The sequence below is a fragment of the Deinococcus roseus genome (genome assembly GCF_014646895.1).
Lineage (GTDB): Bacteria > Deinococcota > Deinococci > Deinococcales > Deinococcaceae > Deinococcus_C > Deinococcus_C roseus.
On sequence record NZ_BMOD01000010.1, the window covers coordinates 13,088 to 27,432 of the forward strand.

The following is a 14,345-nucleotide window of genomic DNA, read 5'->3' on the forward strand; positions in this document are numbered from 1 at the left end:
ACTCGTTTCTGTTGCAGCTTCTTGGTACAATAAGATTATGTCTGTAACGAATTCTTCGGGTGCTGCAATCAAGAAAATTGTGATTGTGGACGGCCATGCCCTGGCTTTCCGGTCTTACTTTGCCATCACATCCCTGACCAACTCCAAAGGCGAATCGCTGAACGCCGTTTTCGGATTCCTGAAAACCATCACACGCCTGCTCAAAGACGAGGGGCACTGCATTCTGGTCACCTTTGATCTGGGCCGCACCTTCCGGCACGACCAGTACGAGGGGTACAAGGCGGGTCGGGCAGAGATGCCCCAGGACCTTCCCGGCCAGATCAAACGCATCAAGCAGACCCTGGACCTGATGGGCATCCGCCGCTTTGAGGTTGAGAACTACGAGGCCGATGACATCATCGGAACCCTCTCCAAGAAAGCCGAAAAAGAAGGCTACATCGTTCACATCCTGACCAGCGACCGCGATTCCTACCAGCTGATCAACAAGAACGTGCAGGTGATCCGCAGCGACTGGTCCCTGATGACCGAAGACGGCGTGAAAGAGAAATACGGGGTCACGGTAGAGCAATGGGTGGACTTCCGGGCCATGATTGGTGATGCCAGCGACAACATCCCGGGAGCGAAGGGCATCGGGGAGAAAACCGCTGCCAAACTGCTGCAGGAACACCAGACCCTGGATGCCATTCTGGAAGCCGCCAAAAACGGCACCCTCAAACCCCCCAAGGTGGCAGACAAAATCCTGGCCAGTTACGACGATGTGCTGTTTTCCCGTGAGCTGTCCTGCATGGTCACCGACCTGGACATCAGCCTGGATTTTTCGGAAGCACACCAGCGTTCCATGCAGGAAGACGAGCTGCGGGATTTGCTGAACGAACTGGAATTCCGTTCGCTCTTAAAAGAACTGGGGGTGGGCACCCAGGTGTCGGCAAAAGTCGCCACCGAATGGCAGGATGCGCCCCAGGGGGCCGTGTGGGCTTTCGGGGTCAGCAAGCTCCATGACCTGAATGCAGACCTCAAAGCCATCTCCTACGCCACCGAGGAGGCTGCATATCTGGCCCTGCCCCCCAGTTACAGCGTGCTGGAAGGTCAGGAGAGTGTGCAGGCGGCCAACGCCAAGGAACTCGCCACCCTGGCCACCCTGAACGGCATCGAGGTGGACCCCGGAGACGATCCCCTCCTGATGGCTTACGTGCTGGACCCCAATTTTGCCAGTGCAGCAGATGTGGCCCAGCGGTACCTGCACAGTGAATGGCCTGAAGATGTTGCTCAGCAGGCGAGCCTGACCCGCAAAATGCTGGATGAATTGCCAAAACTCTTCAATGCAGAACAGAAAAAGCTGTACGAGGAACTGGAAAAGCCCCTCGCCTGTGTGCTGGCCCGCATGGAACTGGCCGGGGTCAAACTGGACGTGCCCTTCCTGAAAGGCCTATCAGAGAGTGTGGGGCAACAGCTTCGCAACCTGGAACAGGCCATTTACGGTTTTGCAGGCAAAGAATTCAATGTCAACTCACGTGACCAGCTGGAAACCATCCTGTACGACGAACTGCAACTGGCCAGCGGCAAGAAGACCAAACTGACCGGGAAACGCTCCACAGCGGCCAGCGTGCTGGAAGAACTGCGGGAAGAGCACCCCATTGTGGGCCGCCTGCTGGAATACCGGGAAATGGCCAAACTCAAAGGCACCTACCTGGATCCCCTCCCCTCTCTGGTGCACCCCAAAACCGGACGCCTGCACACCACTTTTGCCCAGACGGTGGCTGCCACAGGTCGCCTAAGCAGCCTGAACCCCAACCTGCAGAACATCCCGGTGCGCTCTGATCTGGGGCGTGAAATCCGCAAAGGCTTCATTGCAGAACCCGGCAACGTGGTGATGACCGCAGATTACAGCCAGATCGAACTGCGCATCCTGGCCCACATCTCCGGCGACCCCAGCATGATTGATGCCTACCTGCACGATGCAGACATCCACCGCCGCACCGCAGCGCAGATCTACAACATGCACGAGGAGTTCGTGACCCCCATGCAGCGCCGCGCAGCCAAAACCATCAACTTCGGGGTGCTGTACGGCATGAGTGCCCACCGCCTCACCAACGAACTGGGCATCAGTTACGCAGAGGCCAACACCTTCATCCAGCGTTACTTCAACATCTACCCCAAAATCCGCGAGTACATTGAAAACACCCTGGCGTTCTGTCGTGAACACGGCTATGTGCAAACCCTGCTGGGCCGCAGGCGCTACGTTCCCGAAATCCACACCAAAAACAAGGTGGCCCGAGAAGCTGCAGAACGGGTGGCCTACAACATGCCCATCCAGGGCACCGCTGCAGACATCATCAAAAAAGCCATGCTGACCCTGGACAGAGAACTGCAAGGCACCGGAGCGAGACTCACCCTGCAGGTCCACGATGAACTGGTCCTGGAAGTTCCCGAGGACCGTGTGGAAGAGGCCAGCAAGATCCTCAAATCCTGCATGGAAGGGGCTTACGAAATGAAAGTGCCCCTGACCGTGGAAGTTGGGGTGGGGAAAAGCTGGTACGAGGCGAAATAAGGTTGCTGTTTGAGATTGCTGCGGGTAAGATCCCCCTGCCTTTCGCTGACGCCTCCAGGCTGTCCCCCTTCTTGATCCTGACCACGTGCCTCCGGGACGGCCCGGTCGGCACTGGATCGCTTAACGAAGGGGGATTTTTCTCGTTCTAGACCAACCCCCTTTCGTTAAGGGGGGACCTTCGAGCAAATGCGAGAAGCGGGGGGATCTCACCCCCAGGGCTCTCAGACAAATAACCCTTCAACGCTGACAGGGGATCTACCCCTCAGCCTTCTCAGTCTCCCCTGCCTTCAATATCCCAGTGCACTCTGTTTCCTGTGGTTCAGCAAAGCAAAAAACACAGGGAAGAAAATGCCCACAGCCAGTGCAATAAGCATCCAGGTGGTGTTGTGCTGTCCGTAAGCAGCCACCAGTCCAGCCCATCCCACAAAGGTAAAGAGCTCTACAAAACCCTGCAACACCCCACCCTGTGCTTTGCCATTTTTTTGCATGAGGTCAGCACGCTTGATGGGCTGTGCCCACTGGGTCTGCATGTAGGTCAGGGTCAGGCAACTGGCAGGCAACACAGCAGCACCCAGCAGCATCAGGGAAGGGTCGCTTCTTCCCAGCACCAGGGCCAGAGGGATAAAAAGCAGAAAGACGGGCAGCAAGGTCACCCACATTTTCTGCTTTCTGAGGCTGCCTCTGGGGTGTGGAGCCATGGCCAGCAGGTCTGGCAGGTCTTCTGCAGCAATGAAAATGCGCCCCAGCCACACCGTGAGGCTGGAAGACACCATCACGGTTGCCGCCACCCAGAAAGCGGGCGTCATCATGCTGGTCATGCGGTTGCCTCTTCCAACGCCAAACAGCATGAAGAACAGGGGAAGCAGGTAAATCACCTGCATGATCAATTGTGAGAACAGGGCGGGATCCCGCAAAATCAGCTTCCACTCTTTGAACCACAACAACCCAAACACACCAGACCGGAAGGGTGAAGCTTTCAGTGAGGTTGTTCTGGGCCGACTGAAACCGCTGGCCTCACTGGCCCCTTTCAGGTATGCCCGGTGGGAGGACAGCACCACCCCCACCAGCAAGGCCACACTGATCACCAGCATGAACAGGGTGGGCAAGGGTTCCAGCCACAGGCTTCTGGACCAGTACCAGATGGGTGAAGATGCAGGAAGCGTTTGAACCCTGAGCATCCAGGATCCCAGCAGGTTCCCGCCTGTTCCAGTGCTCCCCAGCAGGTTGGGCAACTGGGTGGCCACAAAAATCAGGGCACCCAGCAACACCGTCAGGGTCTGGACGAGGGTGCGGGTGCGCTGCAATCCCAGGTTGCGGACCAGCAGAAAAGTCAGGCCCACCCCCATGGTGGAAATCAGGCTGCCCAGGGTCAGAAAGGCCAGCGGCACACCCAGAAACCTCCAGGTGCCCAGCAGCAGGCCCAGCAACCCCATCACCAGGCCAAACAGCACCCACCAGATGCTGACCGTCATCACCACACCCAGCACCCGCACCGTGAAGATCCCACGCGTGCCCACAGGGGAAGAAATCAGCAAATCCAGATCTTTGCGTTCAAACATCATCTGCAGGCTGTTCTGGATGGCCGTGGTCACCATCAGCAGCGTTGCCATCAGGCCCAACAGGGTGAAAGGCAGCAACAGGGGCTGGGGCAGTTCTGCTGGAGAACCAACCAGCAACCCCCTCTGTTCCCTCAGCAGGAACCACAATCCAACCGTGGCCCCAAGCACCACCCCCCCCAGCAACACCACCGCCCATTTCTGGCTGGAAGACCAGAGGCTGCGCCAGTACAGCAAGAGTTCAAACCTGAGAAGCCAGGGCAGGCTTCCTGGTTTCATGCCTCACCCACCAGGTCCAGAAAGACATCTTCCAGGCTGCCTTCGGTGTCGCCACTCTGGGTGCGCAATTCCTGCAAGGAACCTTCTGCAATGATCTGGCCTTTGTTGATGATGGCAATGCGTTCTGCCATGCGCTCTGCAACCTCCAGGATGTGGGTGGTCAGGACCACGGTGTTGCCGTCTTTCACAAACTGGGAAAGCAGGTCTTTCACCTGTCTGGCAGCGGCAGCATCCAGACCAGTGAGGGGTTCATCAAGCACCATCACCTGGGGTTTGTGAATCAGGGCAGCAGCCAGGGCCAGTTTTTGCTTCATGCCTCTGGAGTAGCTTTCGGTGAAGGCACTGCGGTGCTGCCACAAATCCAGCCATTTCAGCAGTTCTTCCGCTTCCCTGTATGCCTCAGAGGCTTTCATGCCCCACAGTCCTGCCACAAATTCCAGGTGTTCCATGGGGCGCAATTTGCCATACAGCAGGGGTTCATCTGGCAGGTAGGCCAGCGGGCGTTTGGCCTGCTGAGGATGGGACACCACACTTTCCCCCAGAATGCGGATGTTTCCCTGATCTGGGATCAGGAGGCCTGCAATCATGCGCAGCGTGGTGGTTTTGCCTGCTCCGTTGGGTCCCAGCAGACCATAAATCTGGCCTGCCGCGATGTTCAGGCTGAGGTGATGGACAGCTGTAAATGCTCCGAAAGTTTTCTGTACATTTTGCAGTTCAAGTGCCGGGAAGTCAGATGCCATATGCTCTATATATACGACATGTTGGGAAAGCAGGTGACATCTTAAGTTTTCATTCAGGAAGGCCCCTCCTGAAGCAAACCTTTAGAGTCCCGTGTCCTTTCTCACTGTGCTGCTGCCTATAACTGAAGCATGAGAATGAAATCTGCACTTCTGATTGGTCTTCTGCTTTGCGGGGTTGCATCCGCACAGAAAAACAAAGAGGTCACCACCAAAAAGAACCAGCATGCCCGGACCCAGCCTGTGGGTGTGGTGCCTGGTCAGCTGATTGTGAAATTCAAGAAAAAAGGCAATGCCAACGGGATTTTCAAACAACTGGCCAAAGCAGGCATCAACCTGTCTCCCATCCGTGAACTCGGAGATGGCTCTTTCCTGGTGGAGTTTTCTGAGGACTCTGGCCTGTCGGTTTCCGTGCTGGGTCTGGATGTGAAAGCCGGAGGTAGCGCCCTGGATGCCCTGGACAAGAAAACCCGTCAGGCCCTGGACAAGCTGAACAAGTTCTTCGACATTGAGTATGCCGAACCCAACTATGTGTTCAAGCCTTACGCGGTGCCCAACGACCAGTTTTATTCTTTGCAGTGGCACATGCCCAAACTGAACCTCCCCAAAGCCTGGGATTACACCAGAGGCAGCAACGTGGTGGTGGCCGTGCTGGACACCGGCCAGACCAAGCACCCTGACCTGATGCCCAACTACGTCACTGGCTTTGACTTCCTCAGCGATCCCAAAATGGGTGGAGACGGCAACGGACGGGACAACGACCCCACCGACGTGGGCGACGGTGGCACCTGTGACGACGGCATCACCTACGAGAACTCCTGGCATGGTACACACGTGGACGGCATCATCGCCGGGGCCACCAACAACACCGAAGGGGTTTCCGGGGTGGGCTGGACCACCAAAATCCAGAACCTGAGGGTGCTGGGCAAGTGTGGTGGCTCCATGGCTGACATTGCCGATGCGATCCGCTGGGCAGCTGGCATCACTGTGGCCAACATGATTCCCAACCCCAACCCTGCAAAAGTCATCAACATGAGCCTGGGGGCTTACACCGGAATTGCCTGCCCCATCACCTACCAGAATGCCATCAATGATGCAGTGGCCCGTGGGGTCACCGTGGTGGTGGCCGCCGGGAACGATGGCAAGAATGCCTCCGGGTCCTCTCCTGCCAACTGCAACAACGTGATCGCTGTGACGGCAGTGAACCTCAACATGACCCGCGCCTACTATGGCAACTTCGGGGCCAATGTCACCCTGGCAGCTTTCGGTGGAGACACCACCCGTGATGACAACAACGACGGTTACGGCGACGGCATCCTCTCTGATCTGTGGAGCGAAGACGGCAAAGAGTGGTACTACGCTTTCATGGAAGGCACCAGCATGGCCACCCCCCAGGTGTCTGGTGTCGTTGCCCTGATGTACGCCCTGAAGCCCAAAATCACCCCTGCTCAGGTGAAAGACATCCTGAAGAAATCCGTGACGGTGCTGCCTTCTGGGGCTTGCACCCAGGGATGTGGAGCAGGCTTGCTGAACGCTGGCAAAGCGCTGGAATTGACCAAAGCCCTGCCTTAAAAGTGGACGGTTTAAAGCAGACAGTAAAAATCAAAAACCAGCAACCCAATAAACAATGGTTGCTGGTTTTTGAAGTTGTTTGAAGCTCACCTCTGAAAACTGCTCACTGAAAACTGTGCACTGTAAACTTCCTCAAACAATTTCTCCCCATGTTTATGTTGAGCAACACTTTAAAGCCCACCCAGCCAGTTCAGGTACTCTTTCAGGCGCACCACCCGGCGGTCCGGGCGGCCCCCACGGGAAAGTTCGTGGTTTTCTTCCGGGAAGCGCACAAAACGGGTTTCAATGCCCAGGGTTTTCAGGGCAGCGTACCACTGCTGGCCCTGCTCCAGAGGGCAACGCAAATCCTGTTCGCTGTGCACCACCAGGGTGGGGGTTTTCACCTGAGACACGTATTTTAAGGGGCTGAGGTTCCAGAGCACCTCGGGATCTCCTGTGTAGGGATTTGAGCCCCATTCATGGGGTCCAAAAAAAGCTCCGATGTCCGAGGTGCCCACAAAAGACACCAGGTTGCACAGGCAGCGGTCTGTGATGGCCCGTTTGAAGCGGGTGGTGTGGGCCGTGATCCAGTTGACCATGTAACCGCCGTAACTGCCCCCAATCACAGCCATTCGTGAAGGATCAAGCTGGCTGTACTGGGAAAGGGCGGCATCCAGAAAGGACAGCAGGTCATCCTGATCCACACTGCCCCAGCAGCCCTGAATGGCCGAAGTGTGGCTCTGACCATATCCCACGCTGCCTCTGGGATTGCAGTACAGCACGGCATAACCCTGCTGCACCAGCACCTGAAACTCATGCATGAAAGCATGCCCATAAGCCATGTGGGGACCACCGTGGATGCTCAGCACCACAGGAAACCGTTCTGCTGCACCAGCAGGCAGGAGCACCCACCCTTCCACATTGCCCACCCGCAAAGACAGGGGCGCAGTGATGTCCCACTCCACAATCAGGTTGCCCTGCTGGGACACCGGAGTGACCACCCCATCCTCCCAGAGGTACACTTCCGGAAGCTCTGTGGAGGATTCATCAATGAAGGTCACCTTGCCAGAACACACCTGGAAAGCACTGACCACCCTGGCATGGTGGTGCAGGAGGGGGGTCACTTCCCCGGAAAGCTTGAGGGTGAACAGCCCTGAAGATCCTCCCAGGGTGTAAACCGCCAGCAAAGTCTGGGCATCCAGCCAGCGGGCACGGTTGGGGTAAGACCCGTATTGCATGTCTCCCAGAATGAAATTCCCTGCTGGATAATCAAAACCCTCATCCAGACGCTTGTGGGTGCCGTCCCAGTGGTAGTAGTACAGGTGAGCATCCTGCCAGTTGTGCTCCCGTTTCACCACCACAAAACCCGAACCATCCGGTTGAACCGCCAGCTGGCTGAACTGGGCACTGGCCTCCATGACCTGCTGCAATGGACCCTGCAAACGCTGCAGGTACACACACTGGCGGTCCTGTGACATCTCCTGATCTGAAGGGGCAGAAATGTAAGCCACCCCGGAACCATCTGGCAGCCACTGGTGTTCGGTGATGTAAATTTCAGCCTGGGTCAGCACAGAAAGGGATCCATCAGAGACCCTGAGCAGGTGAATCTGGTCTGGAGGATCGGGCAGCAAGCCCTCTGCATTGAACTGGTATTCCCGGTGATTGGTGATGAACACCACATCCTGATCCTGTCTGGCACTGCCTGCCAGAAAAGACAGGTGCTCTCCATCGGGGCTCCACTGCACATCCCAGGGGTCAGTGTTCAGGTCTGTCAACTGTCGGGCTTCTCCGCCTTGCAGCCTGAGCAGGTGAATCTGGTTTTTCCCAGAGCGGTTGCTGATGAAAGCCAGAGACTGCCCATCCGGGGAAAACCTGGGGGAGGTGTTGCGGTGCTCACCGTGGGTCAGGGGGAACAGTTCACCCTCCTGCCACAGGTAAAGGTTAGAAATGTATTTTTTCTGCTGGGGGGTGGAGCGCACAAAGACCACCCGGGAACCATGTACCTGGGGATCCGAGACAAAATGCAAATCAAGCAGGGTTTCGGGTTGCAGCATGCCCTGATTGTCTCATGACACAAAAAGGAAGATGTCAGTTTTCTGTCAAATCCCGTTTATTGATCTACGCAAAAAGAACTGTGCGTGGTCTGGGCATTCTGACCGTTCTATTCGCTTTGCTCAGCCATCAATCAAATCTGTGGTGTCCTGACGGGTGTTCACGTTTTTGAAGTGGTGCTGGGGAACACCGGAAAGGGTGTGGTGCAAGAGCTTCCTCTCGATCACCTGACGGAGCCCGTAACGCTGTTCCTGCAGTGCAGCCTGCAAATGCGGCAGTGCACTGACATGGTAAGCCGCAGCCAGGGCTTCCATCTTGCCTTCCTCATTGAGGGGCACAATCACCTGCACATCGGGATTCAGGTGGTGGTGCAAATGGGACCAGTAATGGGCATCCAGCTGGGGCATGTCCACCCCCGTAAAAAACACCCAGCCATTCTGGGCATGCTGCAAAGCAGAAACCAGACCTGAAATGGGCCCCACACCGGGAAAAGGATCCGGGTAGGTCTGCCAGCCTTTCAATGCATAAGGCCCAATGATCAGCCTCTGGTTGCAGGCATGCAGGTTGTGCGCCGCAATTTCCAGCAGGGTGTACTGTCCAACCCGATACAATGCCTTGTCTGAACCAAATCGCCTGGACTTCCCTCCGGCGGTAATTGCAGCAGTGATGTGCATTTTTTTATTCTAGACGGTTTTCTGAAAATCAGGCAAAGGTGCAGAAATCGGACACCTCAAAATTTCTTCCATTCTCAGAGACCGTCCGAAAACCGTCTGAGCATGACAAAACAGCATTGAATTGATAAAATGCTGTCTGTGACGAGAAAGCCTTACCCCAGTGACCTCACCGACCGTGAATGGGCACTGCTCGAACCCCTGATTCCACCTACCAAGCCCGGTGGCCGTCCAGCTCGCATCCACCGACGAGAAATCGTCAACGCTCTGCTCTATGTGCTCTGTCAGGGCACCTCATGGCGGGGCCTCCCCCACGACTTTCCCCACTGGAAGACCGTCTATGAATACTTCCGACTCTGGAAGAAAACCGGCGTCTGGGAGCAGGCCAGCCAGAAACTGGTCAGGACCTATCGCAGCCTGGATGGACGAAATGAAGACCCCAGTGCCGCTGTTCTGGACTCTCAGAGTGTGAAAACCACCCAAAAAGGGGGCTAGAGAGAGGCTTTGATGCAGGCAAGAAGGTCAAAGGCCGCAAGCGTTTCTTGCTGTGTGACACACTAGGAAATATCCTGCATGTGATGGTCTGTGCTGCCAGCACCCAGGAACGAGAGGGTGGAAAAGTCCTGCTCGAAGCCGCCAAAGAAAAATGTCCCCGGCTAGAGACGATCTTCGTGGACAACGGCTACAACGGAGAAAAATTTCAAGACTGGGTCCTGCAAAAGACCTCCTGGAAGGTCGAAGTGGTCAAGCACCCTTCCTCGGGCAGTCGGTACGCTTTCATCGAAGGTCAAGACATCACTGCTGAGACCTACCAGGCTGCCATTGCCAAATGGAAAAGTCGAAAGAAAGGCTTTGTGGTGCTGAAAAAGCGCTGGGTGCTGGAGCGGACCAATGCCTGGGTGCTCAGCCACCGTCGTCTGCGGGTAGATTACGAATATTTGCCCCAAACCACCGAAGCCTGGATCTATCTGGTCAACATCCGCCTACTGATTCGCCGTCTGGCACAGCATTCAGATCATGAAGCGCTAAAGAATGCTGCCTGATGGCCTTTTCGGACGGTCTCTCAGCCCACGGCTTCCTTGCTTTCTGTCTTCTGCCTTCTGCCTTCTGCTCTCTGCCTTCTGCTCTCTGCCTTCTGCTGTTACTATTGACCATTATGTCGAACCTCAGAATCCTCGGGGGAAGTGCCAAGGGCCGCAGCCTGATTGTGCCTGCCACTGCTGTTCCCACCGGAGCCAAAGTCCGCAAAAGCCTCTTTGACATCCTCGCCCAGCATTATGAAGAAGGGAGCAGTTTTCTGGATCTGTATGCAGGCAGCGGTGCTGTGGGTCTGGAGGCTGCCAGCAGGGGGTATCAGGTGGCCCTGGTGGACAACAGTAAGGGAGCGGTCACCATCCTGGACAAGAACGCCCGTGCGCTGAACCTGAAAGTCAAAATCCACCTGGGTGATGTCAAATTTTACGTCAACCGTGTGGGGCCGCAGGACATCATTTTTGTGGATCCCCCCTACCCTTTAGACATCCCACAGATTGCCCTGCACGTGCTGACCCAGGCCCCAGTCAATGAGGATGGGGTCATCATCATCCAGCACCCGGACAAAACCCACCTGCCAGAACATGAAGGCTTCACGCTGGACCGCAGGGAGTATGGCAGCAACGCCCTGACGTTGTACTGGAAAGAAAGCTGAGATTTGCTACACCGCTTTCTGGCATGTTTATGATGGTGCATGATCCAGCCAATTAAAGCAGTGTTTCCGGGATCGTTTGATCCCATCACCAATGGACACATGGATGTGCTGTCTCGGGCCTGCAAGCTTTTTCCCGAAGTGACCCTGGCGGTGCTGCAAAACCAGCGCAAAGCCTCCAAAAACCTCTTCACCATTGAAGAGCGCCTGGAGATGCTCAGGAAAGCCACCGAGCACCTGCCCAATGTGCGGGTGGAGGCTTTTGGTGGTCTGCTGGTGGAGTACATGCGGGAAAGAGGGGCAACGGTGATTCTTCGTGGTCTGAGGGCCGTTTCGGATTACGAGTACGAGTTGCAGATCGCCCACCTGAACCGCCAGATGAACCCCGATGTGGAAACCGTCTTCATCATGGCCGCCACCCGCTGGTCTTATGTCAGTTCCAGCATGGTCAAAGAAATTGCCTCTTACGGCTCAAAAGAGGTCAGCAAGATGGTGCCCCCTGCCAGTGCAGAAGCCCTGGTCAAGAAGTTTGCAGAGCAGCAGTAAACCAGAAGAGCAAACAAAAAGCCCGGTTTTCCGGGCTTTTCTGGCATCTTGTCCTGGATCAGGTGAGGTCAGAAGAGTCCAGAGCCCCTGGGAATCTCCACCACCAGATCATGCTGTTTGAAGGCATCTTTGAGGGTCTGGTAATTGAACAGGGCATGACCTTTGGTGGTGTTCTGGAAGAACAGATAAACCGTGTCCACATCCTTTAAAACGGCAATCTGGTCTGCAATGTCCTGAATTTCTTCTTCGCTGTACCGGTAGTCGTGGCGGTCCGAGGCACTCTGGCCTTCCCACCAGGTTTCCTGGTTGCGACCATGCAAACGGATGTAAACCGTCTTTGTGCTGGCCTGCACCTGATAGGGAGGCAAACCGTCCATTGGAGGGTAATCTGCGCTGACCCAGATGATGCCCAGTTCCTTGAAAGCTTCAAGCACCTCATCTTTGAGCCAGGAAGCATGCCTGAACTCAACGGCCAGGGGGTGCCCTTCAAAGGCCGTCACCAGATGCTGCAGGTATTTGCGGTGCTCCGGGGTGCGCTTGAACGAGTACGGGAACTGCGCCAGAAAAGGCCCCAGCATGCCCGCTTCCCGGATGGGTTTGGGGCTGAGGATCATGCGCTGCACGTCGTCTTCGGTGTAACTGCGCTCATGGGTGAAGACCTTGTTGAGTTTCACCGTGAACATGGTTTTGCTGTCGGTCTTGCGCAACATCCCAGCAAAGGCTTTCTCACCAGGGATGGCGTAAAACGAACTGTTGACCTCCACAGCGTTGAAGTAACGGCTGTAGATCCCCAGGTAATCTCCCTGCTTGGTGCCTTCTGGGTAAATCAGGCCCAGCCAGTCGTCGTTGGTGTAACCTCCGGTGCCAATCAAGAGTTTCAAATTCAGTCCTCCTGCCAGACCCCCGAATGGATGGGATAAATGCCTTCCTGCTGCATTCTGGCCTGCCTGATGTAAATGTAGACGATGCAATCCTGGGTGCTGCCATCTTCAAATTGCACCGTCAGCACGTCCCGGCGGTATCCCGGTGGGTCCAGATGCAGCTCTTCAAGCTCATCCAGAATGGGAAGTGCGGTGTCCATGTCATGGTACTTCAGGACCACTCCGGCAATGGTGCCTTCTCCCTCAGTGATGCCCGGATAGAACTCGGGGGTCAGGCCAAACATGGTAAACCCGGACAGCAAAGCCGGTCCCACCACATCATGGGGACCGGCTTTCAAAGCCACGGCGTAATTGCGGTGACCGGGTTTCAGGGTGCCATAAACGAAAACGCAAGCAGGAAGGTCCTTCATGGGGGACAGGATAACATGCTGTCCCCCACCCTCACCCCACCTCGCTCGTTACACTTCCTTTCCTCCCCTGCTTGCAGGGGAGGACCAGTCGAAGACTGCGGCGGGGGTGGGGGTCTAAGGATTCAACCCCGCATCCAGCACATTCAGCAGGCTGCCACCGTCCTGGCTGAGTTCCCAGAACATGGCACCGCCCAGACCCATTTTCTTGATGAAGGCCACCTTGTCTTTGATGGTGTCCGGGTCATCGTAGGCCACAAAATTCAGGTCTTTTTTGCTGTACAGCCACACGGTTTTGGTCTGGCGGTCGCGGTATTTGCGGTAATTGGGGTTCATTTCCAGTTTCAGGATGTCCGAGTAACTGAGGATGCCGGTTTCACCCAGGGTTCCGGGGGCTCCTCCGGTGGTGGGCTGGTAGAGGCCGTTGCCTTCAGAACCCACCTCTTTGAAGGTGTAGCCGTAGAATGGCACCCCGACCACGATCTGTCTGGGGTCCACACCCAGGCCAATCACGGTTTTGACGGTGTTTTCCACGCTGTTGGTGTCTCCTGCGGGCTCTTTGCCAGAGGCGAACAGTGAGCTGTGGTGGTTGGTGGTTCTGTCCCAGCTTCCGTGGAAGTCGTAGGTCATCAGGTTGATGAAGTCCAGCACGTTGGCAAGGTTGGCAGTTTCCATGTGCTGGGTCAGGATGGTGGGGCTGGCACTGGCAGCAATGGAAAGCTGGTATTCCTGTCCGGTGCTGACCGAGACCTTGTTGAGCGCCTGACGGAATTCTTCCATCAGGAGGGTGTAGTTCTGCTTGTCGCTGGGGTCCACGATGTTGCCCTCATTGCCGACCACCACAGGGTATTCCCAGTCGATGTCGATGCCATCAAAGACGCCCTGACCGTACTGCGGGTCCACCCCATCAAACTGCCCCAGGATGAACATGTTCACGCAGGAATCCACAAAAGCCTTGCGGCTTTCCGGGGTGCGGGCCGCCACCGAGAAGTATTTGCTGAAGGTCCAGCCTCCCACCGAGATCATCACTTTGAGGTTGGGGTGTCTGGCTTTGAGGTGCTTGATGGCGGCAAAGTTGCCTTTGAGGGCTTTTTCTCCTTCCCCCACCATCCCGAGGTTGCCGTTCTGGATGTCTGCCCAGGGGTCTCCCAGCACGCATTTGCCTTCTGCATTCACGTTGGCGAATGCGTAATTGATGTGGGTGATCTTGTCTGCTGGAATGTCCTGCACGAAATAATTCTTGCCGTACACGCCCCAGGAGGGGTAGTAGCCCACCACAATGTGCCCGGGGGCCGCAGGAAGGTTTGCCTCCTGTGCCTGGGCCAGAGAAGCCGTGAGTGCCAGCAGGGCGTAAATCAGGGTCTTTTTCATGAAATCCTTTCAGCGCGTGGATGGTGCAGGGAAATGGCGCGTTCAATGGTGATTGAAGCAAT

General features: G+C 56.1%; 11 protein-coding genes and 1 pseudogene. 5 read left to right on the plus strand and 7 right to left on the minus strand.

Annotation, left to right across the window (positions count from 1 at the left end; all coding sequences use genetic code 11):
* The first annotated feature begins 37 nt into the window (after positions 1-37).
* Entirely contained in the window at positions 38-2,548 is a 2,511-nt protein-coding gene (gene polA, locus IEY52_RS13695; protein WP_189003269.1) for a DNA polymerase I, read from the plus strand.
* 287 nt (positions 2,549-2,835) lie between these two features.
* Here the strand turns inward: polA and IEY52_RS13700 are convergent, their stop codons facing one another.
* Both IEY52_RS13700 and IEY52_RS13705 read right to left on the minus strand, forming a co-directional pair.
* The gene (locus IEY52_RS13700) at positions 2,836-4,383 is read right to left on the minus strand and encodes a hypothetical protein (protein WP_189003270.1); all 1,548 of its coding nucleotides are present in this window, start codon (positions 4,381-4,383) and stop codon (positions 2,836-2,838) included.
* Entirely contained in the window at positions 4,380-5,123 is a 744-nt protein-coding gene (locus IEY52_RS13705) for an ABC transporter ATP-binding protein (protein WP_189003271.1), read from the minus strand. Before IEY52_RS13705 ends, IEY52_RS13700 begins: the two co-directional genes overlap by 4 nt.
* A gap of 135 nt (positions 5,124-5,258) precedes the next feature.
* Between IEY52_RS13705 and IEY52_RS13710 the strand changes: the two genes are divergently transcribed.
* Positions 5,259-6,692: a S8 family peptidase gene (locus IEY52_RS13710; protein WP_189003272.1), complete on the plus strand. Its 1,434-nt coding sequence runs from the start codon at positions 5,259-5,261 to the stop codon at positions 6,690-6,692.
* A gap of 170 nt (positions 6,693-6,862) precedes the next feature.
* Here IEY52_RS13710 and IEY52_RS13715 read toward each other — a convergent pair whose 3' ends face one another.
* The gene (locus IEY52_RS13715; RefSeq protein ID WP_189003273.1) at positions 6,863-8,725 is read right to left on the minus strand and encodes a S9 family peptidase; all 1,863 of its coding nucleotides are present in this window, start codon (positions 8,723-8,725) and stop codon (positions 6,863-6,865) included.
* A 120-nt stretch (positions 8,726-8,845) separates the two neighbouring features.
* Positions 8,846-9,397 carry a molybdenum cofactor guanylyltransferase gene (mobA, locus tag IEY52_RS13720; protein WP_189003274.1) on the minus strand — a complete coding sequence of 184 codons (552 nt, stop codon included), beginning with the start codon at positions 9,395-9,397 and terminating at the stop codon, positions 8,846-8,848.
* A gap of 129 nt (positions 9,398-9,526) precedes the next feature.
* On the opposite strand from mobA, the pseudogene IEY52_RS13725 reads away from it, so the two are divergent.
* The 3 genes and pseudogenes from IEY52_RS13725 to coaD all read left to right on the plus strand — a co-directional run bounded on the left by IEY52_RS13725 (position 9,527) and on the right by coaD (position 11,624).
* Positions 9,527-10,437, plus strand: a pseudogene (locus IEY52_RS13725) (IS5 family transposase).
* Positions 10,438-10,550: 113 nt separating this feature from the next.
* Positions 10,551-11,081 (plus strand): RsmD family RNA methyltransferase, encoded by a 531-nt coding sequence (locus tag IEY52_RS13730; RefSeq protein ID WP_189003275.1) that lies wholly within the window; start codon positions 10,551-10,553, stop codon positions 11,079-11,081.
* Between the two features lie 51 nt (positions 11,082-11,132).
* Positions 11,133-11,624, plus strand: a complete 492-nt coding sequence (coaD, locus tag IEY52_RS13735; protein WP_229684801.1) for a pantetheine-phosphate adenylyltransferase — start codon at positions 11,133-11,135, stop codon at positions 11,622-11,624.
* A gap of 68 nt (positions 11,625-11,692) precedes the next feature.
* Here the strand turns inward: coaD and IEY52_RS13740 are convergent, their stop codons facing one another.
* From IEY52_RS13740 to IEY52_RS13750, 3 genes are all read right to left on the minus strand, one after another.
* Positions 11,693-12,505 (minus strand): DUF72 domain-containing protein, encoded by an 813-nt coding sequence (locus IEY52_RS13740; protein WP_189003277.1) that lies wholly within the window; start codon positions 12,503-12,505, stop codon positions 11,693-11,695.
* A gap of 2 nt (positions 12,506-12,507) precedes the next feature.
* Complete coding sequence (locus tag IEY52_RS13745; RefSeq protein WP_189003278.1) at positions 12,508-12,915, minus strand: gamma-glutamylcyclotransferase family protein; 408 nt, start codon at positions 12,913-12,915, stop codon at positions 12,508-12,510.
* Between the two features lie 114 nt (positions 12,916-13,029).
* A complete protein-coding gene (locus IEY52_RS13750) occupies positions 13,030-14,283 on the minus strand; it encodes a glycoside hydrolase family 18 protein (protein ID WP_189003279.1) in 1,254 nt (417 codons plus the stop codon).
* Positions 14,284-14,345: the final 62 nt, after the last annotated feature.

Excerpts from the sequence above, each read along its gene's own strand:
- IEY52_RS13710 (WP_189003272.1), top strand. The coding sequence starts at position 5,259 with ATGAAATCTGCACTTCTGATTGGTCTTCTGCTTTGCGGGGTTGCATCC.
- IEY52_RS13750 (WP_189003279.1), bottom strand. The coding sequence starts at position 14,283 with ATGAAAAAGACCCTGATTTACGCCCTGCTGGCACTCACGGCTTCTCTG.
- IEY52_RS13700 (WP_189003270.1), bottom strand. The coding sequence starts at position 4,383 with ATGAAACCAGGAAGCCTGCCCTGGCTTCTCAGGTTTGAACTCTTGCTG.
- mobA (WP_189003274.1), bottom strand. The coding sequence starts at position 9,397 with ATGCACATCACTGCTGCAATTACCGCCGGAGGGAAGTCCAGGCGATTT.
- IEY52_RS13705 (WP_189003271.1), bottom strand. The coding sequence starts at position 5,123 with ATGGCATCTGACTTCCCGGCACTTGAACTGCAAAATGTACAGAAAACT.
- polA (WP_189003269.1), top strand. The coding sequence starts at position 38 with ATGTCTGTAACGAATTCTTCGGGTGCTGCAATCAAGAAAATTGTGATT.
- IEY52_RS13715 (WP_189003273.1), bottom strand. The coding sequence starts at position 8,725 with ATGCTGCAACCCGAAACCCTGCTTGATTTGCATTTTGTCTCGGATCCC.
- IEY52_RS13730 (WP_189003275.1), top strand. The coding sequence starts at position 10,551 with ATGTCGAACCTCAGAATCCTCGGGGGAAGTGCCAAGGGCCGCAGCCTG.
- IEY52_RS13745 (WP_189003278.1), bottom strand. The coding sequence starts at position 12,915 with ATGAAGGACCTTCCTGCTTGCGTTTTCGTTTATGGCACCCTGAAACCC.